14 protein-coding genes and 3 pseudogenes are annotated in these 21,883 nt (G+C 71.8%); 10 read left to right on the top strand and 7 right to left on the bottom strand.

All coding sequences use genetic code 11. The features are described 5' to 3' along the window. Positions 1-545 precede the first annotated feature (545 nt). Both ACZ62B_RS35535 and ACZ62B_RS35530 read left to right on the top strand, forming a co-directional pair. A pseudogene (locus ACZ62B_RS35535) lies at positions 546-767 on the top strand (transcriptional regulator); the annotation flags it as partial. 395 nt (positions 768-1,162) lie between these two features. Then, complete coding sequence (locus ACZ62B_RS35530; protein WP_382052168.1) at positions 1,163-3,928, top strand: SpoIIE family protein phosphatase; 2,766 nt, start codon at positions 1,163-1,165, stop codon at positions 3,926-3,928. Positions 3,929-3,985: 57 nt separating this feature from the next. Here the strand turns inward: ACZ62B_RS35530 and ACZ62B_RS35525 are convergent, their stop codons facing one another. After that, a complete protein-coding gene (locus tag ACZ62B_RS35525) occupies positions 3,986-4,864 on the bottom strand; it encodes an ABC transporter substrate-binding protein (protein ID WP_468722338.1) in 879 nt (292 codons plus the stop codon). A 207-nt stretch (positions 4,865-5,071) separates the two neighbouring features. On the opposite strand from ACZ62B_RS35525, the pseudogene ACZ62B_RS35520 reads away from it, so the two are divergent. After that, positions 5,072-5,470 (top strand): annotated as a pseudogene (locus ACZ62B_RS35520) (DNA starvation/stationary phase protection protein); the annotation flags it as partial. A gap of 277 nt (positions 5,471-5,747) precedes the next feature. Here the strand turns inward: ACZ62B_RS35520 and ACZ62B_RS35515 are convergent. After that, a pseudogene (locus ACZ62B_RS35515) lies at positions 5,748-5,852 on the bottom strand (transposase); the annotation flags it as partial. A gap of 550 nt (positions 5,853-6,402) precedes the next feature. After that, a complete protein-coding gene (locus ACZ62B_RS35510; protein WP_469693575.1) occupies positions 6,403-7,971 on the bottom strand; it encodes an alpha/beta hydrolase in 1,569 nt (522 codons plus the stop codon). 94 nt (positions 7,972-8,065) lie between these two features. Between ACZ62B_RS35510 and ACZ62B_RS35505 the strand changes: the two genes are divergently transcribed. Together ACZ62B_RS35505 and ACZ62B_RS35500 are read left to right on the top strand one after the other, a co-directional pair. Then, positions 8,066-9,010, top strand: coding sequence for a helix-turn-helix domain-containing protein (locus ACZ62B_RS35505; RefSeq protein ID WP_468887190.1), 945 nt, complete (start codon positions 8,066-8,068; stop codon positions 9,008-9,010). Positions 9,011-9,067: 57 nt separating this feature from the next. After that, complete coding sequence (locus tag ACZ62B_RS35500; RefSeq protein ID WP_469693572.1) at positions 9,068-9,364, top strand: hypothetical protein; 297 nt, start codon at positions 9,068-9,070, stop codon at positions 9,362-9,364. Between the two features lie 593 nt (positions 9,365-9,957). On the opposite strand, the gene ACZ62B_RS35495 is transcribed toward ACZ62B_RS35500, so the two are convergent. Next, positions 9,958-10,986 (bottom strand): LacI family DNA-binding transcriptional regulator, encoded by a 1,029-nt coding sequence (locus ACZ62B_RS35495; RefSeq protein ID WP_344566485.1) that lies wholly within the window; start codon positions 10,984-10,986, stop codon positions 9,958-9,960. A gap of 486 nt (positions 10,987-11,472) precedes the next feature. On the opposite strand from ACZ62B_RS35495, the gene ACZ62B_RS35490 reads away from it, so the two are divergent. The 4 genes from ACZ62B_RS35490 (at position 11,473) to ACZ62B_RS35475 (ending at position 17,038) form a co-directional block, all read left to right on the top strand. Further along, entirely contained in the window at positions 11,473-12,783 is a 1,311-nt protein-coding gene (locus ACZ62B_RS35490; protein WP_468722346.1) for an extracellular solute-binding protein, read from the top strand. Continuing rightward, positions 12,780-13,682, top strand: a complete 903-nt coding sequence (locus ACZ62B_RS35485) for a carbohydrate ABC transporter permease (RefSeq protein WP_344566482.1) — start codon at positions 12,780-12,782, stop codon at positions 13,680-13,682. Before ACZ62B_RS35490 ends, ACZ62B_RS35485 begins: the two co-directional genes overlap by 4 nt. Position 13,683: 1 nt before the next feature. Further along, entirely contained in the window at positions 13,684-14,580 is an 897-nt protein-coding gene (locus tag ACZ62B_RS35480) for a carbohydrate ABC transporter permease (RefSeq protein WP_468722350.1), read from the top strand. Positions 14,581-14,659: 79 nt separating this feature from the next. After that, a complete protein-coding gene (locus tag ACZ62B_RS35475; protein WP_469693570.1) occupies positions 14,660-17,038 on the top strand; it encodes a beta-xylosidase/alpha-l-arabinosidase in 2,379 nt (792 codons plus the stop codon). 57 nt (positions 17,039-17,095) lie between these two features. Here the strand turns inward: ACZ62B_RS35475 and ACZ62B_RS35470 are convergent, their stop codons facing one another. Together ACZ62B_RS35470 and ACZ62B_RS35465 are read right to left on the bottom strand one after the other, a co-directional pair. Beyond that, on the bottom strand, positions 17,096-18,283 hold the full coding sequence (locus ACZ62B_RS35470) for a fumarylacetoacetate hydrolase family protein (protein ID WP_468887199.1): 1,188 nt from the start codon (positions 18,281-18,283) through the stop codon (positions 17,096-17,098). 33 nt (positions 18,284-18,316) lie between these two features. Further along, positions 18,317-20,053: an IlvD/Edd family dehydratase gene (locus tag ACZ62B_RS35465; RefSeq protein WP_344566475.1), complete on the bottom strand. Its 1,737-nt coding sequence runs from the start codon at positions 20,051-20,053 to the stop codon at positions 18,317-18,319. 140 nt (positions 20,054-20,193) lie between these two features. On the opposite strand from ACZ62B_RS35465, the gene ACZ62B_RS35460 reads away from it, so the two are divergent. Next, positions 20,194-20,898, top strand: coding sequence for a FadR/GntR family transcriptional regulator (locus tag ACZ62B_RS35460; protein WP_468722463.1), 705 nt, complete (start codon positions 20,194-20,196; stop codon positions 20,896-20,898). Here the strand turns inward: ACZ62B_RS35460 and ACZ62B_RS35455 are convergent. Then, positions 20,863-21,564: an alpha/beta hydrolase gene (locus ACZ62B_RS35455; protein WP_469693580.1), complete on the bottom strand. Its 702-nt coding sequence runs from the start codon at positions 21,562-21,564 to the stop codon at positions 20,863-20,865. The genes ACZ62B_RS35460 and ACZ62B_RS35455 overlap by 36 nt on opposite strands. Positions 21,565-21,883: the final 319 nt, after the last annotated feature.

Below are 21,883 nucleotides of genomic sequence, written 5' to 3'. Positions count from 1 at the left end.
GTCGACGAGAAGCTCCGACATGGCGGTGTCCTTTCCTGGGGTGTCACGAGCTTGGACCGGCCGGGAGCCACAAACTCATCGGCCGCGCCGTGGAGTGACGAGAAAACCCATGACGCTGCAGCCGATCAGGTCGGCGGAGCGGCGCCGCTTCGGAGGGCCCGGCCGCTGGGACTGGACCGGCGACACTCCTTGACCGTCCCGGGCTGACTCGCCCACCAGCCCGTCCCGGGGCGCGCCGGGAGGCGTGAGCAGCGCGTCGATCGTCGTGCATCGACCCTCACGTACGAACCGGCCGGAACGTCACCAGGCACCCACGCGGACGCGACGAGAGCCTCGGCACCGCCTGGAGCGACCACGACCTGGTCGTGTTCCTTGAGGGCGTTGGCGTCGCCGTCCCGGAGGCCATCCTGGACGTCCCGCGGTGGGTGGAGCGGCGAGACGGGCAGGCCCACCGGTTCACCGCCGCCTGACGTCCGTCACGCCGCGGTGCCGTGTCCGCGGAACCCAAGGAACGCTGAAGTCAGGAGTTCCTGCACAGTCGTGGTGTGCTGACTGTCGCCTCCGACATCGAGGTGCTGGCCCGGTTCGGCCGGGCGCTCGCCGACCCGATCCGCTGCCGCATCCTGCTCGCCTTGCGTGATGCCCCCGCTCACCCGGCCGACCTCGCCGACGAACGCCTCGGCCACGCCCTGGACGACCTGCGCACCGCCGTGGTGGCCGTCGAGAACGACCGTACGTGCGCCGACGCCGCGACCAAGGGCTGCTGCGCGGTCCCTGCCGGTCTCGGGGCCGCTGCGCGTTCAACCGGAAGGGCTGCACAGGATCGGGCGGGGAGCCTCCTGGCCGACCTCGCCGGTCGGTCGATCAGGTTGTGCGGTCCTACCGGATGCCGATGCTGACGGCTATGAAGAGGATCAGCGCGGTGCGCTGCGTCAAGAGCGCCGGCTTCCCGGCGGGGCGGGTTCGGGCGTACCGGGTGGATCAGGGCGTGCGGACGCGGGGGGAGTGCTGGTCCCGAGACATCTGCCCCTGCCCGGGGTCTCGGCCCGGGGCGAGCCGGATGTCATGGTCGCGGTCGAGGCCACCTCCCTGTTCACTGCGGCACCGCCCGGCAGGCCCGTCCTGAGCCGCGCGCACCGGGTGGTTCACTGATACTGGACAAATGGGCAAGCTTCGGCAATACCTCCCGGTGGGTCGGCGGGGTGACCGGGTGCCGTCGGAAGCCGGCCCGGAGGGGCAGCGCGGCTCGGCCGGCCGGCGCGTCCTGTCCCTGCTGAATCCGCGCAGCGTCGCCGGTCAGGTCTTCCTGCTGCAACTGGTGGTCGTGCTGTTGCTCATCGTCACGGCCGTGGTGGCGATCGTGATCCAGGACCGCAACAGCGCCATCCAGGAGGCCGGTGATCGCTCGCTGGTGGCGGCCGAGTCGTTCGCGAAGGCGCCGGGCACGGCGGAGGCGATGCAGAGCGATGACCCGACCGCCGCGCTCCAGCCCCATGCCGAGTCAGTGCGCAAGAGGACCGGCGTCGACTACGTCGTGGCGCTGAGCCCCTACGGCTTCCGCTGGACCCACCCGGACCCGGACCAGATCGGGGAGCACGTCTCCGCCTCCTACGGCGAGGCGCTCGAAGGCGAGCCCTACCAGACCACGTTCGACAGCAGTCTGGGAAAGGCGGTCGACTCGACGGTGGCCGTCTTCGACGAGGAGGGGACCGCGGTCGGCCTCGTCACCGTGGGGGTCACGGTGGACAAGGTGACCAGTGTGGTGCAGCACCAGCTCCCGGTGCTCTTCGCGGCCGGCGGTGTCGCGCTGCTCCTTGCCGCGGGCGGGTCGGCGCTGGTCAGCGGGCGATTGCGGCGCCAGACCCGAGGTCTGTTGCCGGTGGAGATGACCCGCATGTACGAGCATCACGACGCGGTGCTGCACGCGGTGCGAGAAGGCGTGATCATCACGGACGGCGACGGGAAACTGCTGCTGGTCAACGACGAGGCACGCCGACTGCTCGCCCTGCCGCCGAAGGCCGAGGGCAAGCCGGTCACGGCGCTCGGGCTGAGCCCGGCCCTGGCCGGGCTGCTGGAATCGGCCCGGGCGGTCACGGACAAGGTCTTCCTCGCCGGGGACCTCCTGCTCGCGGTCAGCCTGCGGCCGGTGGGCCCGAAGGGGGGTGTCGTCGCCACCCTTCGGGACACCACGGAGCTGCGCGCCCTCGCGGGCCGGGCGGAGGTGGCGGGCGGGCGCCTGCAACTGCTGTACGAGGCCGGCACACGGATCGGGACGACCCTCGACATGAAGCGCACCGCCGAGGAGCTGACCGAGGTGGTGGTCCCGCGCTTCGCCGACTTCGCCACCGTGGAGTTGGTCGAGCCCGTGCTGCTCGGTGACGAGCCGACGGGGGCGCGTACGGAGATGCGCCGGATCGCAGCCGCGGGCATCCGGGAGGAGGCGCCGCTCAACCCGGTCGGGACGTCCCTGCGCTACCTGTCCGACAACCCCGTGTCCGTAGGCATGACCACCGGTCGTCCGGTCCTGGTGCCGCACCTCGCCATGGCCGACGGATGGCGCGCCCAGGACCCGGAGCAGACCCGGAAGGTCATCGAATACGGGATCCATTCCATGATCTCCGTGCCGCTCCGGGCTCGGGGGCAATTGCTGGGCGTCGTGGAGTTCTGGCGTTCGGAGCAGGACCCCTTCGAGTCGGACGACCTCTTCCCCGCCGAGGAGCTCGCCACACGGGCGGCCGTGTGCATCGACAACGCGCGCCGCTACACCCGCGAGCACACCACGGCTGTCACCCTCCAGCGCAGCCTGCTGCCCAGTACGCTCCCCGAGCTGTCCGCCCTGGAGGTCGGGCACCGGTACCTCCCCGCCCAGGCGGGCGTGGGCGGCGACTGGTACGACGTCATCCCGCTGCCGGGGGCCCGGGTCGCCCTGGTGGTCGGTGACGTCGTCGGCCACGGACTGCACGCCGCCGCGACGATGGGCCGCCTGAGAACCGCGGTGCACAACTTCGCCTCGCTGGACCTGTCTCCGGACGAGCTTCTCGCGCACCTGGACGATGTGATCACCCGGATCGACCAGGACGCGGCGGCCGAGGGGAACACCGAGGCCGTCACCGGTGCCACCTGCCTCTACGCCGTCTACGATCCGGTCTCCGGCCGGTGTGTCCTGGCCCGGGCCGGCCATCCAGGTCCGGCGCTGGTGTCGCCCGACGGCTCCGTGACCTTCCCCGACATCCCCGTCGCCCCGCCGCTCGGCGTGGGCGGGGGCCTGCCGGTCGAGACGGCCGAACTCCGGCTGGCCGCCGACAGCCGACTGGTCCTGTACACCGACGGACTGATCGAGGCCCGAGGGCGTGACATCGACATCGGGCTCGGCATGCTGAGGGAGGCACTGCTCCGTACGGACGGAGCCACCCCGGACGGCACCTGCCGCGCGGTGCTCGACGCGATGCTGCGCGACGGGTCGAGTGACGACATCGCCCTGCTCGTCGCACGGACCCGGCTGCTGGACCCGGATCGGGTCGCGGAGTGGGAGGTGCCCGACGACCCCGCCGCCGTCTCCCGGATCCGGGCCGAGGCGACCGGCAGGCTGGAGTCCTGGGGGCTCGGCGAGACCGCCTTCACGACCGAGCTGATCCTCAGCGAACTGGTCACGAACGCCATCCGTTACGGAGCGAGCCCCATCAGCCTGCGACTGCTGCGCGACGGTGACAGTCTGATCTGCGAGGTCGGCGACGGCACCAGCACATCCCCGCACCTGCGCCGCGCGGCCATCACCGACGAAGGGGGCCGTGGCCTGTTCCTCGTGGCCCAGTTGTCGCGCCGCTGGGGCACCCGGTACACCGACAGGGGAAAGATCATCTGGGCTGAGCAGTCGCTGGACGCCGGTACCACCGGTGGCCTGGGCGCTCTCCTGATGGCCGACCTGTGAGGGGTGCGGGGTCATGGGACCGGTGCTCCCCTCACGGGTGCGCCCGCCCGACGGTGTTCAGGAGCCGTCGTCGACGGTGAGGTACGGGATCTTGACCGGATCCTGGCCGAAGGCGGCCCCGAGATAGACGGCCGACAGTTTGGCGAGCGTCCCGTCGTCGATCAGCTGCTTGATGATCCGGTCCAGCTCCTCCTTGTCGGGTGACCCCTTCGGGTACAGGGCGCCGTAGCTCTGCCCGGCCCTGTACTGGCCCACGAGGCGCACCCTGTCCTCCTTCTTCTGGTGATACGCCAGCAGGATCGTCGTGTCGTGGACGGCCGCGTCGATCCGCCCCTCCTCCAGCGCCGTGACCAGTTCCGGGTCGTCGGCGAACGCGGTCACGGGCTTGGTCGGCTTGATGCGGTCCGCGACGAACTCCTCGCCCGTGGTGCCCTCGGCCACCCCGATGCGGACGTCGCGGATGTTGTCCTCGTCGATCTGCTCGCCGTCCCTGATGAGCACTCCCAGGGTCGAGGAGAGGTAGGGCGGGGAGAACGCGGCGACCTTGCTCCGTTCCGGGGTGATCGTGATCTGTGCCAGGGCCAGGTCGAAGTCCTCGGTCCGGCCGGACACGACCTCCGGGAAGGGGGCGTTCTTCACCGCCACCCGGTCGAGACCGGCCCGGTAGGCGATGTTGGCCGCCATGCAGTACTCGTATCCGCTCGTCACGGAGTCCGGCGTGTCGCCGTTCCACCAGCCGGGCGCGGGCAGGGTCGTCTTGACCGTGAGGACGCCCGCCGTCTCGGGCGACAGGTCGAACTCCCCGTATCGTCCTGAGATCGGGCAGTCACCGTAACGGACGTCCGACGGCTCCGACCCGCCCTGGTCGCACGCCGACGTCACGGCGATGAGCGCCATACTGACAGCCCCGGAGACGATCGCTGCCGCGGCGCGCATCATTGCACCTCCGGTAGGGACATGCTCCTGACGTCACCATAAATCACCACACGCGATGCGACCGCCCGAGCCTGAGGACGGCCCGCAGCCCGGCGGAGTGCTCCGCTCCGGTGACAGTCGCGGGCTGTCGCGCGCGGCCACGCGACGGGCCGCCCCGGGCCTGCTCTTGTGCTCATCGCCGCACAGGACGAACAGAGGAGTGGCGCCGTGCCCTCTCAGGGCTCCGACCTCTCGTACACCGTACGCAGGACAGCAGCCGGATCGTGGCGATGCTGCGGCTGCGCCTGCACGCGCTGAACGATCCGCCCCTGACGTTGAAGCACGTCCACTGGAACGTGGTCGGTCCGCGCTTGGAACGACTACTCGATCGGGCGGGCCGAAGCCATCGGGCACCTCGGTGCCCTGGACCTCGTCTACACGGGTGTGATCAAGGACCACCGTGAGGCCATGCAGGCCATCGAGACGTCCGACCCGGTCACCCGGGACGTGCTCATCGGGTGACTGAGGGGTCTGGAGCTGTTCCAGTGGTTCGTACGCGCCCACCTGGAGTCCAGCGGCGGCAGGCTCGGCACCCGCGGCGCCACCACGGAGACCGGCGCCGCTGACGTACTCGTTCAGCGCCCGACCCGGCCGCAACGCGACGCGGTCGTCGTCGAGGCGGAAGGCACCGAAACCGAGCACCGTGACGGTCTCGCCCCTCTTGAGCCCTTCGGCGATCGCGCCGGGGTGCTCCAGGCTGCCGAAGGGCGCGCCGATCACCCGTTCCTCCCGTTCCACCTGCTCCGCCGCCAGGTGCTGATCCGCGTCCGCGGTTCGGCGTGCGGCGGCTTCGACCGGGGCGTTCTTGTCCGTGGCCTCCCCATCGGGGGGCAGCGTGTGACGGCATTCCCGTCACCGCGTTCCGCCGCTCGCCGCCCCGTCCTGCGTTCTTCGGAAGGTGCGGCTCCAGCCGAGCCCACTGCGCGTCAGGAAGGTCGCCCCGCCCCACACCAGTCGGAACGATCCCGCCGATCGCCGGTCACTCGACTCATCGGACAGGCTCTGGCCCGCTCGGTCACGACCGCCTACTGCTCGCCGGCGGTCACCCGTTTCCAGGGAGCCCCTGGGGCACCTGCTGACCGAAACCGGCATCGCTGAGAGCTCCAGGTAGTTCACGAAGGCCGGCGTGCCGTGCAGGACGCGGGTCATGCCGGAGTCATATACCGGAGGGGGCACGGTAAACGTGTGCAGCGTACGGGGGCCGATGGGGACGGGAACGCGGTGAGTGCGGCGTTGGCCTCCTGCCGCTTGTCCTGGGCGACCAGGGCTTCGATGCGCAGTCGCCGCAGGCCGACGTCGGCCGCCCAGGAGAATTCGGATGTCCGACACGTCACGGACGGCCTGCGGCACCGCGGTGTCCTCGTCGCGCCGTCATCCGCGAGCCGGGAGACGAGCCGCCCGTCAGGGACCGGCCGTTCACCGGCTTCAGGGAGTTCGCCGGCCCTGACGGGACCAGACACTGACCCCAGGACGAAACGCTCGGCCAGGCTGTGGGGCCGTCAGTCCGCGTCGGATGACGGGACTGTCAGGTGCGCCAGTACCGAGTGCATCGCGCGGTCCACGGCCGCGCGCCACTCGTCGACCGGGTCGACGGTCTCGAAGCCGTGGTGGCCGTTCGGTACGTCGACCACCTCGACGGCCGCCCCGCAGTCCTTGCCCGCGGCCAGGAATGCCTCGACGGTGGCGGCGATCTCAGGGCTCTCCAGTCCTGCCCGGGTGAGGACGACGGGCAGGGCGCCCGCGCGGGTCAGGGCGTCCGCAGGATGGAAGCGGCTGCCGGCGAGCCCCCAGACCGGCAGCGGAGCGAGGACCGGGTAGGTGGCCGCCAGACAGCGCAGCCACGCCGGGGGAGCGTCCAGCCAGTCCGCCGTGAGCAGCCCGCCGCCCGAGAAGAACCACAGTGCGATCCGGTCCGGGTCCACCCGCGGATCGGCCCGGACCAGTTCCACCGCGGCGGCCACGTCCGTGGCGGCGCACTCGTAGTCGGCCACATCGTGCAGCCGGTGGTCGAGGGTGGCGCCCACGGCTCCCCGCCCGGCCGCGTACCGTGCGTATCCCACCAGGGTCGGCCACTCCCGCGGGGTCGGCCGGGCCCCGGCGGGCACCGGTCCGCCGTGCACGAACACCACTGCGGGGCGTCGGCCCTCGGCGCCGGGCGGCGGGTAGAGGTCGACGTGCTCCCGTCGCTCACGGGGGACCTCGGGCACCTCCAGCCGGAACGGCCGCAGGTGGGCGGGTGGCCCCGCGGTGCCGGCCGGCTCCAGCCGCTGTCCCTCGCCGGCCGCGGCCCGCAGCAGGACCTCTGCCAGCTCATCGGGGCAGGAGAGCATCGGCCAGTGCCCCGTGGGGAGCTCGAAGAAGGTCACCCGGGGATCGGCCAGGACTCGCAGGGCGGGGTCGCCGAAGCCCACCAGCCTCCGCACCATGTCGATACTCGTGCCGTTGGCGGTGCACAGCACTCCGGTGGTGGGCACCGTGGCGGCCGCACCGGTCAGGCGCAGTGGCTGAAGAAGGGTGCCCAGCGGCTGCGGCGCGGCCAGCGCGGTGAGCCGGTCGAGGGCCGCGTCGGAAACCCCTTCGGTGCTGCCCCACCGCCGCCACTCGTCGCGACCCGGAGGCATCAACTCCCCGCCGGTTCCCTCCCCACCGGCCTGCGTGCGCACCTGCTCGCGGAGTGCCTGGTCGGGCACCGCCGCCAGGGCCGGGACACCGTCCCTCGGCAATCCCGCGTCCAGGTACACGACGCGGGCTACGCGCTCCGCCCGCCGGTCCGCGGCGCCCAGAACCGGATGAATGCCGTAATCGTGGCCGACCAGCACCATCTCCCGGCCGGCGGCCCCTTCCGCCGCGCTCACCGAGTCGATCGCCGCGATCACGTCAGCGATATGCGTCTCCAGGTCGACGCCGGACGGCGCGGCACCAGGGGACCCCACCGGACCACGTGATCCGTCGAGTCCCGTGAGGGCGACCGCGCGCACCTCGGCGCCCGCCCCGGTCAGCCGGGCGGCCGTCTCCTCCCAGACGTGGACGCCGGTGAACACGCCCGGCACCATGATGAACACGGTCATGACCCTCTCCTTCGCACGCGGTCGCCCGCGGACCGGCCGCATGCCCGGCCCACGCTCGCCGGTACGGTAGGAACTCCCCCTGAGGGAGGTTCAAGTGCCCGCGCCCCAGGACGGTCTGTGGAGCATCGGCGAACTCGCCGAGCACGCGCACGTCACCGTCAAGACCGTCCGCTACTACTCCGACCACGGGCTGTTGCCGGAGGCGTCTCGCAGCGTCGGCGGGCACCGCCGTTACGGACCCGACGCGTTGGACCGGCTGCGCCTGATCCGCTCCCTGCGCGCCCTGGACCTCCCGGTCCCCGAGGTGCGCCGTGTCCTCGACGAGGAGGACGCATGGGACGCCGCACTGGAGGACGCCGTCGCCGGACGGCTGCGCGTACTCGGCTCCCAGCTCACGGCCCTGCGCTGGCGTGAGGCGGCACTGCAGCTGGTGCGGGACTGCCCGCCCGGGGAGCGAGCCGACCGGCTGCGGCTGCTCGGCGCGGTGGACACCCCGCCGAGCACGGCCCCGCTGGTCCGGTTCTGGCGAGCCTGGCTGCCGCCGCGGATGTCGGCGGGGCCGGCATCCGCGTTCCTGGAAGTGACGGTCCCGCAGCCGCCCGACGACCCGGAGCCGGCCCAGGTGCTCGCCTTCGCCCGGCTGAACGCCCTCGTCACCCGCCCCTGCCCGGGCGGCGCCCAGCCCCAGCCCGAAGCGCACCGGGCCACGGGGGCCCGCGGGGCGGACGTGCTGTACACGGGCCTCGCGGAGGCGTACGAGCTGGCAGGCTCGCAGCTGCGCCAGGACCGCGCCCCGTACCCCGGCGAGGCGCTGGACGGCTTCGTGGCCGCGTACGCCAGCGCGTACGGCACCCGGGACACCCCGGTCTTCCGCCGCCTGCTGACCGGGCAGCTCACGGCCGACCCACGGCTTGACCGGTACTGGGAGCTGATGGCCGTGGTGAACACCCCGCGGGGCGGCCGCCCCGAGCCGACGCCCGGGACCGCGCACGACTGGCTGCTCACGGCCCTGCGGGCACAGAACGACGCGGCGGGCTAGAGGACGGTGTGGCCTGGGCGAGCATCGACGAGACCGTTCAGAGTGCCCCGTTCGGTGGTGTCCGCGCCGCCCGCCGCTGTGCCACCCGCTTCTCCCGACGCCCAGCGGGCCGGCACCGGCGACCGGCACCTGCAACGGATCACGGCCGAAGCACCCGAGGACGTGTACGTCCCGGCCGGCGTCGCCGGCATCGACGCGGCCGAGGCGGTGCGGGTGGCGGACGGGGTCGTCGACGAACTGCTGGAGGACCCGTACGAATACGATGCCGACGAGAGCCTGCGGATCGTCAAGACCCCGCCGCACGTCAGCGCCACACAGTGGACACCCGGCAGCGCCGGTGGGCGCGCTGGGTGACGGGAGTCGCCGCGCTGCCGTGGCTGGTGAGCGCCGTCATCCAGAATCCTCGCCGCCCGCTACGGATACGCCTGCTTCCAGCTCCTCGTGGCCTGCGGGTTCCTGGTCAACCCCCTCACCGCACGCCGGCAGCGGCGGCGCCTCGACGCCCTCGAACAGGCTCTCCACGACCACAGGACCCCGCAGGGTGCCCCGCGAACGTGAGGGAAGGGCCGGCCGGAGTCGTGGCCTGCCGGCCGAACCGCTGGGGAGGTCGAGAGACGGAGCGGGCGTGCTCCCACAAGCCGTGCGGTCGGGCCGGCGGACGCTGCTGCGGGCGAGCCCTGTGCCTCCCTCGGCCGACGCGCCCCCGCTACTCGGCGGGCGAAGCCCTCACCGGCTGACGGCGGGCCCCGGGCCGCTGCCTGGGAGCGGACACAAGACCTCCGCCATGTGCACCGTGCGCTTGTGCCTGGTTGATCCGCTCCTCGCGGGCGCCGCCCATGCCGGTTCCCGCGGTGGTGGACGGTCAGGTCGTCCCGCCGTCCGCATCGCACGCACAGTCGCCGTCACCGGCATGCCGTTGCCGAACCCCGATGACCCTTCACCTGCGCTCACCCGTGCGCCGGAGCCTCCTCGCGAGGCGGTGCCGTCGAGGCGCGTACCACGAGTTCGGTGGCGAGTTCGATGTGGTGGGACTCGACCTTTTCGCCGTTGGCCAGCCGGAGGGCGGTGCGCAGGGCGGCGGCGCCCATCTCCCGGAGCGGCTGGCGCACGGTGGTCAGGGGCGGTGAGGCCATCTGGGCGAGGCTCGTGTCGTCGAAGCCGACCACGCTCAGGTCTTCGGGAACGCGCAGGCCCCGGGCGCGAGCGGACTCGATGGCACCGAGGGCGATCTCGTCGTTGCCCGCGAAGACCGCCGTCGGAGGTTCTTCCAGGTCCAGCAGTGCCGTGGCGCCGAGCAAGCCGGTCTCGTACGTGAATTCTCCGGGCCGGACGTAGGCGTCCGGTACCTGCGCTCCTTCGGCCTCCATGGCGGCGCGGTAACCGTGCATGCGTGCCTGGTTACAGACGGCCATGGCCGGTCCGCCGAGGTAGGCGACGCGGCGGTGGCCCAGGGAGAGCAGGTGCCGGGTCGCGGCCAGGCCGCCGGCGAAGTTGGTCGCCCCGACGCTGTTGACCCGGCTGTCCGGCAGGTGCAGCGGGTCCAGCACGACCAGCGGCAGCCCGGACCGGGCCAGTTCGTTCAGGTGCGCCGTGGTGTACACGCTGGTGACCGCGATGACGGCGCGGCGCCCGGCCGAGACCAGGTCCCGGGCCCAGTGCGGGGCGCTGGACGCCTTGCTGACCACCACCGAGGCTCCCGATTCGGCGGCCGAGTCGATGATGCCTTCCAGGGTGTCCGCCACGTACGACTTGAGGCCGCCCTTGAACTGCACCTCGATGGTCGGGTTCTCGACGGCCTCGGTGTGGCGGAACACGGGTGCGAGGTAGTCGTGTTGATGCAGCAGCTCCTGCACACGGACGCGGGTGTGCGGCGCCACGTCACCGCGACCGTTGACCACCTTGGACACGGTCGCGACGGAGACTCCAGCCGCTTGGGCGATGTCCGCCAAAGTGGTGCGCCTGGCGTTCGGTCGCATCGGTTCCTCTCAGCTGTAGGCCCACCGGTGTGGTTACCCACCGGTCGGGCCGGCCACGCGGACGGAGCCGGTCAACCGTACCGGTGAACCGGTCCGGCCGCCGTGCTCGTTCCGCACTCCGCGGCGGCGCGCGCCGGTGTCGTCTCAGCCAGGAGGACGTCAACTCGGTCCGGCGAGGGCGGCACCGGCCTCCACACCGGACCGGTATGACCTGCACCGACAGTGTGTCAGCCTGCGGCCACTGCGTCACCCCCGCCCCTGATCGGCCAGTTTCGAAATGGTTTCGGCCCCCGTCATGGTGCTCCGGGAGCCGCTCAGGTGCTGGTGCTGCGCGGAAATCTTCCGTGCTGCACGGTGGCTGCACGCGTCTTGACAGGGCGTCAGCTCGAAACCTAGCTTGCAGCAACAGAGCCAGAAGAAGGAATTTTCGAAAACCTTTCACCATGACTCACGAGAAGCCGACGGCTCTCGAGTGGGGAGAAAATCATGGCGCTCTCTCGACGTACCCTCCTCGGCCTGGCGGCCGCCGTGCCGGTCTCCGCGGCGCTGACGGCCTGCGGCGGCTCGTCAGGACCCGGCAAGAGCGGTGGTGCCACGTACTGGTACCTGAACGGACAGCCGCAGGAAGGCGTCAGGGCCGGCGTCGTGGACGCGTTCAACAAGGCCCACCCCGACGAGCAGATCGACGACACGACCTTCCAGAACGACGCGTACAAGACGAAGATCAAGACCGCCATCGGTGCCGGGCAGGCGCCCACCATCATCTGGGGCTGGGGCGGCGGGACGCTGCGCGCCTACGCGGAAGCGGGCCAGGTGGAGGACCTCACCTCGTGGTTCGACGAGCACTCCGAGGTCAAGAAGGGGCTGTTCCCGTCCTCGTTCGGCGCGGCGACCGTCGACGGCAAGATCTACGCGATGCCGTGCGAGACCGTGCAGCCGATCATCCTCTACTACAACAGGAAGGTCTTCGATCAGGTCGGTGTGAAACCACCGGAGTCCTGGGACGACATCATGGCGCTGGTGCCCAGGTTCAACGCGAAGGGCATAGCGCCGTTCGCCCTCGGCGGCCAGTCCCGGTGGACGAACATGATGTGGCTGGAGTTCCTGTTCGACCGCATCGGTGGTCCTGAGGTCTTCCAGGCCGCCATCGAAGGCGAGAAGAACGCCTGGTCCCACCCGGACGCCATCACGGCGCTGACCAGACTGCAGGACCTGGTCAAGGCCGACGGGTTCGTCAAGGGCTTCTCCTCGATCACCGCGGACTCCAACGCCGATCAGGCGCTGCTGTACACCGGCAGGGCCGCCATGATGCTGCACGGAGCCTGGTCGTACGGCATCCAGCAGACGGACGGCGGGGACTTCGTCTCCAGCGGCTCGCTGGGCTACATGACCTTCCCGCCCGTCGAGGGCGGCAAGGGCGATCCGAGCGACACCGTCGGCAATCCCGCCCACTACCTGTCCATCTCCTCGAAGGCCGGCGCCGAGCAGAAGAAGGTCGCGAAGGACTTCTTCGCCACGGGTGTCCTCCAGGAGGAGGAGGTGAAGAAGTGGATCGGCAACGGGTCGGTCCCGATCCGGCTGGGCACGGAGAAGCTGCTGGCCGCCTCCGAGAACGCCGATTTCCTCCAGTTCACGTACGACATCGCCAGTAAGGCCAAGGTGTTCGTCCAGTCCTGGGACCAGGCGCTCAGCCCGACCGCCGCCGAGACCATGCTGGACAACATCGTCAAGTTGTTCCAACTGTCGATCTCACCCCAGCAGTTCGCCCGCAACCTCAACGCGGTCACCGGCGCATGAGCGCGCTCACCGGCCTGCCGCGGCGTCGTGAGCCACGCAGCGTCCTGCCGTGGCTGGCGGCGCCGGCGCTGGTGGTCTTCGTCGGTTTCGCCGTGGTCCCGCTCGTCGGTGTCTTCGCGCTGAGCTTCACCACCTGGGACGGGATCGGTGCCATCCGCCTTACGGGGCTGACCAGTTGGCGTGCGGTGCTCACCGACCCCGGGCTGCCGCACGCCCTCTGGGTGACGTTCCTGGTGATGGCCGTGTCCTGGGTCGTGCAGACGCCGCTGAGCATCCTGCTCGGCACGTTCCTGGCGGGCCGCCAGCGCTACCGCGCGGTGCTGGGCGTGGTGTACTTCGTCCCGCTGATGCTCAGCTCCGCGGCGATCGCGATCGCCTACGAGGCACTGCTGGACCCCAACTTCGGGCTCGGTGCCGGACTGGGGATCCAGGCGCTCAGCCAGGACTGGCTGGGACGGCCGGGGCTCGCGTTCGGGGTCGTCGTCTTCGTCGTCTCCTGGCAGTTCATCCCGTTCCACTCGCTGATCTACCAGGGCGGCGTCCAGCAGATCCCGAAGTCCCTCTACGAGGCGGCGCAGTTGGACGGCGCCGGACGGATCCGGCAGTTCTTCAGCATCACGCTGCCGCAGCTGAAGTACACCATCATCACCTCGTCCACGCTGATGGTCGTCGGGTCGCTGACCTTCTTCGACCTCATCTTCGTCCTGACCGAGGGCGGCCCCGGCGACGCCACCCGGGTCCTCGCACTGGACATGTACAAACGGGGGTTCCAGGCCAGCCTGATGGGACCCGCCAGCGCCATCGCGGTCATCCTGGTCCTCGTGGGTCTCGCCCTCGCCCTGCTGCTGCGCCGCCTCGGAGGCCGGGACGCCGACGCGAGCCAACTCGAGGGGGCCTGACGTGACCACCACGCTGACCAAGACGCGACGACCGCAGAAGATCACCCACCGTGAAGGGCAACGCCGCCCCCGCCCGGCGGCCCGCCGGCGCAACTGGGCCGGGGGCCTGGCCGGATGGCTCTGGCTCGCCGTCGTCGCCGTGCCCCTGTACTGGACCCTCATCACCAGCCTCAAGGAACGGACCCGCTACTACGCGAGCAACCCGCTGGTGCCGTCGGGCGACCCGACACTGGAGAACTACCGGCTGGTCATCGAGTCCGACTTCCTGCAGTACTTCGTGAACAGCGTCGTGGTGACCGTCGGCGCCGTGGTACCGGCGGTCGTCGTCTCCTTCATGGCGGCCTACGCGATCGTCCGCGGCTGGCGCATGCGGGTCCTCCGTGCCGTGAACGGGCTGTTCCTCATGGGCCTGGCCATCCCGCTGCAGGCGACGGTGATCCCGGTCTACCTGATCATCATCAAGCTGCACCTGTACGACAGTCTGGCGGCGCTGATCCTGCCGTCGATCGCCTTCGCCATCCCGCTCTCCGTGCTGGTGCTCGCCAACTTCATCCGCGACGTGCCCAAGGAGCTGTTCGACTCGATGCGGGTCGACGGCGCCACCGAATGGACGACGCTGTGGCGGCTGGCGGCACCGCTCACCCAGCCGGCCATCCTCACCGTGAGCATCTTCAACGCCCTGACCATCTGGAACGGGTTCCTGCTGCCGCTGGTCCTCACCCAGAGCCCGGACCGCCGGACCCTGCCGCTCGCCCTGTGGACCTTCCAGGGCCAGTACGGGGTCAACGTCCCCGCCGTGCTCGCGGCCGTCGTCCTCACCACGCTGCCCGTCCTGGTGCTGTACGCCTTCGGCCGCCGCCAGCTGCTGAGCGGTCTGACCGCGGGGTTCGGCCGGTGACCGGCGCAGGCACGGACCCACTCGTCTACCGGTTCGCCCGTACCGCCCTGGTCAAGGGGCCGACGGGCGTGGGAGGAAAGTGAACGCCGACGTGGCCGTAGAGAACACCTCCGCGATCTCCCTCTGGAACGACCCCACCGCCCCCGTCACCACGAGGGTCGACGCGCTGATCGGCGCGATGACCCTCCAGGAGAAGATCGCCCAGCTGTACGGCGTGTGGGTGGGAGCCTCCGACGAGGGCGGCGAAGTGGCCCCCCACCAGCACGACATGGAGGAGGCCGTCGACCTCGACGCGCTCCTGCCCGACGGGCTGGGCCAGCTCACCCGCCCCTTCGGCACGGTCCCGGTCGATCCCGCCCTGGGCGCGCTCTCCCTGGCCCGCACCCAGAGCCGGATCGCCGCCACGAACCGGTTCGGCATCCCCGCTCTCGCGCACGACGAGTGTCTGGCCGGCTTCGCCGCCTGGGGCGCCACCGCCTACCCCGTCCCGCTGTCCTGGGGCGCCTCCTTCGACCCGGACGTGGTGCGCCGGATGGCCGCCGCGATCGGCCGTGACATGCGGTCCGTCGGTGTCCACCAGGGTCTCGCCCCCGTCCTGGACGTGGTGCGCGACGCCCGCTGGGGCCGGGTGGAGGAGACCATCGGCGAGGACCCGTACCTCGTCGGCACCATCGGCACCGCGTACGTCCAGGGCCTGGAGTCCGCCGGGGTCGTCGCCACCCTCAAGCACTTCGTCGGCTACTCGGCCTCCCGCGCCGGACGCAACCTCGCCCCCGCCTCCGTGGGTCCGCGCGAGCGCGCCGACGTCCTGCTGCCGCCGTTCGAGATGGCGATCCGCGAGGGCGGCGCCCGCTCCGTGATGAACGCCTACACCGACACCGACGGCATGCCGTCCGCGGCCGACGAGGACCTGCTCACCGGGCTGCTGCGGGACACCTGGGGCTTCGACGGCACCGTCGTCGCCGACTACTTCGCCATCGCCTTCCTCAAGACCCTGCACGGCGTCGCCGCCGACTGGGCGGGCGCCGCCGGCACGGCGCTGCACGCGGGCATCGACGTCGAACTGCCCAACGTCAAGACGTACGGGGCGCCCCTGACCGAGGCCGTCGCCGACGGCCGCGTACCGGAGGAGCTGGTCGATCGTGCGGTACGCCGGGTGCTCGCCCAGAAGGTGGCACTCGGCCTGCTCGACCCGGACTGGGACCCCGTGCCGGCGGCGCTCGACGGGGCGGACCCGGACGATCCGGCCGCCCTGCGAGGCCGGATCGACCTGGACGGTCCGGAGAACCGCGCCCTGGCCCGCACGCTCGCCGAGGAAGCGGTCGTGCTGCTGAGCAACGACGGCACCCTGCCGTTGGCCCGGCCCCGCCGCATCGCGCTGATCGGCCCCAACGCGGCCGAGGCCACCGCCGTACTGGGCTGCTACTCCTTCCCCCAGCACATCGGCGTCCGCCACCCAGGGACCCCCCTCGGCATCGAGCTGCCCACCCTGCGCGAGACGCTCGCCGCCGAGTTCCCCGACGCCGAGATCACCTACGCCCGCGGCACCGGCGTCGACGACGGGGACCTCTCCGGCCTCGACGAGGCCGCGCGGGTGGCGCGCGAGGCCGACGTCGCCCTGGTGGTGCTCGGCGACCGCGCCGGACTCTTCGGGCGAGGCACCAGCGGAGAGGGCTGCGACGTCGAGACACTGGCCCTGCCCGGCGCGCAACAGGACCTGCTCGACACGCTGCTCGACCTCGACACGCCCGTGGTGACCGTGCTGCTGACCGGGCGGCCCTACGCCCTCGGCCACGCGGTCGAGGAGTCCGCGGCGATCGTGCAGTCCTTCTTCCCGGGCGAGGAGGGCACGCGCGCGATCGCCGGGGTGCTCAGCGGCCGTGTCGATCCCTCCGGACGTCTCCCGGTCGGCGTGCCGCGCGGGCCGGGCTCCCAGCCGGGCACGTACCTCGGGGCGCGGCTCGCGCACGCCAGCGAGGTGTCCAACATCGACCCGACCCCCGCGTTCGCCTTCGGCCACGGCCTGTCCTACACACGGTTCGACTGGACCGACCTGACGGTGCAGGTCCAGGAGGCCCCGACGGACGGCGGGTTCGCCCTCTCCTTCACCGTCCGCAACACCGGCGACCGTTCCGGCACCGAGGTCGTCCAGCTCTATCTGCACGACCCGGTCGCCTCCGTCGTCCAGCCGGTGCAGCGCCTCGTCGGCTACACCCGGGTCGCCCTGGAGCCGGGGGAGGCCCGGCGCCTGAGCGTCACGGTCCCGGCCGACGTCGCCTCCTTCACCGGCCGCGACGGCCGGCGCGTCGTCGAACCGGGTGAGCTGGAGGTGCGGTTGGCCGCCTCCAGCGCGGATCCGCGCCTGACGGCCGGCGTCGTGCTGACCGGAGCCGAACGCCATGTGGATCACACGCGGCTCCTGCACGCCACGATCGTGCAGGAGCCGCTCACCACCTGAACCGGGGGTGCGCGGCGTACGCCAGGGGCGGCGCGCACCCCGAACCGTCGGGAGGTCTCACAACAGGCCGCGCCGGGCGAGGCTGCGCATCAGCGCTCCCACGCCGAACGTCCACGGCGCGGCCTCCTCGCTGGGGACGACGGTGTTGACCAGGGCGCCGAGCCGCGGGCTGGAGATCCGTACGACGTCGCCGTACTCGTGGGTGAAGCCCGCGCCGGGCGCCTGCCGGTCCTCGGTCGGGGCGAACAGCGTGCCCGTGAACAGCACGAAGCCGTCCGGGTATTGATGGTGCGGGCCATGTGTGGCGGCCACCAGGTCCAGCACGTCACGGCTGATCTCGCGCAGGGAACTGCTGCCCCGCAGCACGTAGCCGTCCGTGCCGTCGACCCGCAGGCCGATGTCGAGCCCGCGTACGGCGTCGAGGCCGAAGTCCTCGTCGAGCACGCGGACGAACGGGCCGATCGCGCAGGAGGCGTTGTTGTCCTTCGCGCGGGACAGCAGCAGGGCGCTGCGTCCCTCGATGTCGCGCAGGTTGACGTCGTTGCCGAGCGTCGCTCCGCGTACCCGGCCGCGCGAGTCCACGACGAGGACGGCCTCGGGTTCGGGGTTGTTCCACACGGAGGCACCGAGCACTCCGATGTCGGCGCCGGTGCCGACCGCGGACAGTACGGGGGCCTTGGTGAACACCTCCGGATCCGGCCCGATCCCGACCTCCAGGTACTGCGACCACAGTCCTTCGGCGACGAGCAGTTCCTTGGCCTTGACCGCCTCCGGTGATCCGGGACGGATGCCGTCGAGCCTTCCGCCCACCACCTGCCCGACGCGGGCCCGCACCCTCGCGGCCTGCGCCGGATCGCCGCCCGTGCGCTCTTCGATGACGCGTTCCAGCAGGCTCCGGGCGAAGGTGACGCCCGCCGCCTTGATCACCTGGAGGTCGACGGGGGCGAGCAGATGCGGCACGTCACGGCGGCCGGGCGGCGCCTGCAGCAAGTCGCCCAGGCGCCAGGTGCGTCCGCCGCCGGCCTCGCGGACGACGGCCGCCGCGTCCTCGCGTTCCATGAGGTCGGAGACGGTGGGTGCGAGAGCCGTCAGGTCGACGACGTGCTCTCCGCGGACCGCGGCCACGCACGGTCCGTCCCCTTCCGGGTCGTGGACGCGCGCGACGAGGGCGGCCCGGCCGGCGTCCTCCGGAAGGACGGATTCGGCGGTGAGGACCGGACGGGGGAGCGCTGCTGCCGATTCCACGATCGATGCTCTCCTGGATGCGAGGGGGCGGGCTCAGTGGGAGTCGCGGGGGACCTCGTGTCCGCGGCTTCCGCGCAGGAACCCGAAGTCGGCGCCCCGGTCGGCCTGTTCCACGTGCTGGGTGTAGAGCCAGGTGTAGCCGCTGGTGTACTGCTCGGTGGGTGCCGTCCACTCCTGCCGGCGCCGCGCGAGTTCGGCGTCGTCCACGTCCAGGCGCAGGGTGCGGCCCGGGACGTCGAGGACGACGGGGTCCCCGTCGCGCACCAGGGCGAGCGGTCCGCCGACGGCGGCCTCGGGCGCCACGTGCAGGACCACCGTTCCGTAGCCGGTGCCGCTCATCCGGCCGTCGCACACGCGCACCATGTCCGTGACGCCGGCCTTCAGCAGCTTGGCGGGCAGCGGGACGTTGGAGACCTCGGGCATGCCGGGGTAGCCCCTGGGGCCGGCGTTGCGGATGACGATGACGGTGTTCTCGTCGATGTCGAGGTCCGGGTCGTCGGCGACCTCGTGGTACGCCTCCGGGGAGTCGAAGACGCGCGCGGGGCCGCGGTGGGTGAGCAGGTGCGGTGACGCGGCGGACTGCTTGATCACGGCGCCGTCGGGGCACAGGTTGCCGTGCAGGACGGCGATTCCGGTGCCGGCCGGCTGGAAGGGGGCGTCGAGGGCGGTGATGACGTCGGAGCCGACGCGCTCGGCGTGCTCGGTGTTCTCGGCGACGGTGCGTCCGGTGACCGTGACCGGCCCCCCGTGCAGCAGCTTGCCGCCGAGCAGTTCGGCCATGACGGCGGGCAGCCCGCCCGCATAGCAGAAGTCCTCCATGAGGTACGTGCCGCTGGGCATCAGGTTGACCAGGGTCGGCACCGCACGGACCAGATCGTCGAAGTCCCGCAGGCTCAGCTCGACGCCGACGCGTCCGGCGAGGGCGGTGAGATGGATGACGGCGTTCGTGGAGCCGCCGATGGCCGCGTTGACCCGGACGGCGTTCTCGAACGCCTCCCGCGTCAGGATCCGCGAGGGCCGCAGCTCCTCCTCCACCATCCCTACGATGCGCTGCCCCGCCGCCTGCGCGGTCTCCATCCGCCGGGAGTCGACCGCGGGCCACGCCGCCGAGCCCGGCAGCTGCATGCCGAGCGCCTCGGCCACGCAGGCCATCGTCGATGCGGTCCCCATCGTCATGCAGTGCCCGTTGGAGCGGGCCATGCAGCCTTCCGCGAAGAAGCACTCCTCCTCGGTCATCCGGCCGGTCTTCAGGTCCTCCTCGAACTTCCACACATGCGTGCCCGAACCCACGTCCTGCCCCCGGTACTTGCCGTTGAGCATCGGTCCGCCGGTGACCATGACGGCGGGCAGGTCGACGCTGGCGGCGCCCATGAGCATGGCGGGGGTCGTCTTGTCGCAGCCGGACAGCAGGACGACGCCGTCGAGCGGGTTGGCCCGGATCAGCTCCTCGACCTCCATGGCCATGAGGTTGCGGTACAGCATGGCGGTGGGGCGCATCAGCGTCTCGCCGGTGGCCATGGTGGGGAACTGCAGTGGCAGGCCGCCCGCCTGCCACACCCCGCGCTTGACGGCTTCGGCGACGCGGGTCAGATGGGCGTTGCACGGGGCGAGCTCGGAGGCACTGGTCGCGATGCCGATGACGGGGCGCCCGTCGAACACCTCGTGCCCGAACCCCTGGTTGCGCATCCAGGAGCGGTACAGCATCCCGCTGCGGCCCTGTGCGCCGAACCATGCCTGACTGCGGCGGTTCGTCCTCCTACCGTCGGTCATGTGAACACTCCCGTGGCTCCGGCGTCGTCCGCTGCGCGATGGGGCGTTGGCGGGTGCGGGCCCGCTACCCTGGAGCAATCATTAAATGATTCGATGAATGGTGTCCAGGGGGAGCGGAGATCGTGGTGCACTTCCTGACCATGCATCAGCGCGTGGTCGACGAGCTCGGGCGGCGCATCGTGGGCGGCGCGTGGGGGCCGGGGGACCCGCTACCGGTCGAGGACGCGCTCGCGGCCGAGATCGGCGTCAGCCGTGGGGTGTTGCGGGAGGCGGTCAAGTCACTGGTGGCCAAGGGGATGCTGCACGTACGGCCGCGCACCGGCACGCGCGTGCTGCCCCCGGAGCACTGGAACCACCTGGACCGCGACGTACTGCGCTGGAAACAGGCCGGGGACGCCGCGGCCCTGCTGCGCGACACGGGCGAACTGCGGCGGATCGTCGAGCCCGAGGCGGCCCGGCTCGCCGCGGAGCGGGCCGGCCCCGACGACGTGCGCGTCCTGTACGACGCCCTGGCCGCCATGGAGGCCGCGGCGGCGTCACCCGGCCGCGGCGGTTACGTCGAGGCCGACATCGCCTTCCACCGGGCCCTGCTCGACGCCGGCGGCAACCGTCTCCTCGGCTCGCTGGGCCGCGCTGTCGAGATCGCGCTGGAACACAGCTTCGTCATCAGCACCCAGACCGCGGGCGCGGTGGAAGCCTCGCTGCCGGGTCACCGCGCCGTCGTGCGGGCCGTCGAGGCCCGCGATCCTGCGGCAGCAGCCGCCGCCGTACTGGCCGTCATCGAAGCCGCCGAACAGGAGATCGCCCGGTCACCCGGAATGCCGAGCGACGCCACGGCGGGGTGAACCGGCGCGGGGTCGCACGGCGGCCCGGCGCCGGACGACCCCGGTGCCCGGCCCTCCGTGCCGCTCAGGAGGCGGTGCCTGCCGTACCGCACCGCCCCCGCCGATGGTGACTCCGCCGGTCGGCCCGGGCGGGCCGAACGGGGGAGTGTCCCGTTCGCACGTCGCTCCCGGCGGCGGGAGGGTGCCGTCGACGAGACGGCGGCTCTCGTGGGCCCGGACCCAGCCGCTGGTGTCGAACAGCGCGGTGTGTCCGTGTCCGTGGTGGGCGAGCAGACGGACGTTGCCCAGTTCCCCGGCCCTGGCCCGGGCGGCGGCGAGAGGGGCGGAGGGGGTGGGGGAGGTGCCGACGGCCGGGACGGGGTGTGCCGTCGGCGTGTTCCACGGGCCGTGACACCCATCGGCGGTGACCGCGGAGGCTTGCTCCTCCTCACCCACGTACGGATCCGGGTTGCGGGCCGTCGACGGGGGAGCGGCAGCGGTGACGGCCGCGGGGCACGGCCCCGCCACAGGTCCTGCAGTCGGCCGGCGGGCTCCGTCCAGCCGGGGTGGACGACGTACAGGCTGTTGACCACGCCGGCGTACGTCGACGAGCCCACCGACCGCTCCCGGAGGTCCCGCGCGGCCGGTCGTGGCAGATCCGCACAGGCCGAGGAACCGGTGCCGCATCGCCGACGGCACCGTCCGCGCCACCCGGCCCGACCACGTCATACGGCCCGGACGACCGCCGCGCCGCCGCAACCACGCCGCCCGCGCTCCGAGGCTCGCCTCGCCCCCGCCGGGAGACGACTCGCCACGACTCACGCATCCGGGCGAGGAAGTCCTCCAACCCTGTCCGATCGAGTCGAAACCTGGCGCGCTCAAGATCGCGTTGTTCCCGGCCACAAGGTGAAGGGGCCGCGGAGGGACACCTCGGGCGGCGGGAGTGAGGGCAGGCGCTCCCGGTCTTCGGCGGCGAGTGCCACAGGCGGTGTGGTGCGAAGGATCG

The sequence above is a fragment of the Streptomyces sp. NPDC053426 genome (assembly GCF_055585405.1).
The sequence above is the reverse complement of the archived record's forward strand: the minus strand, read 5'-3'. Positions and strand labels throughout refer to the sequence as shown.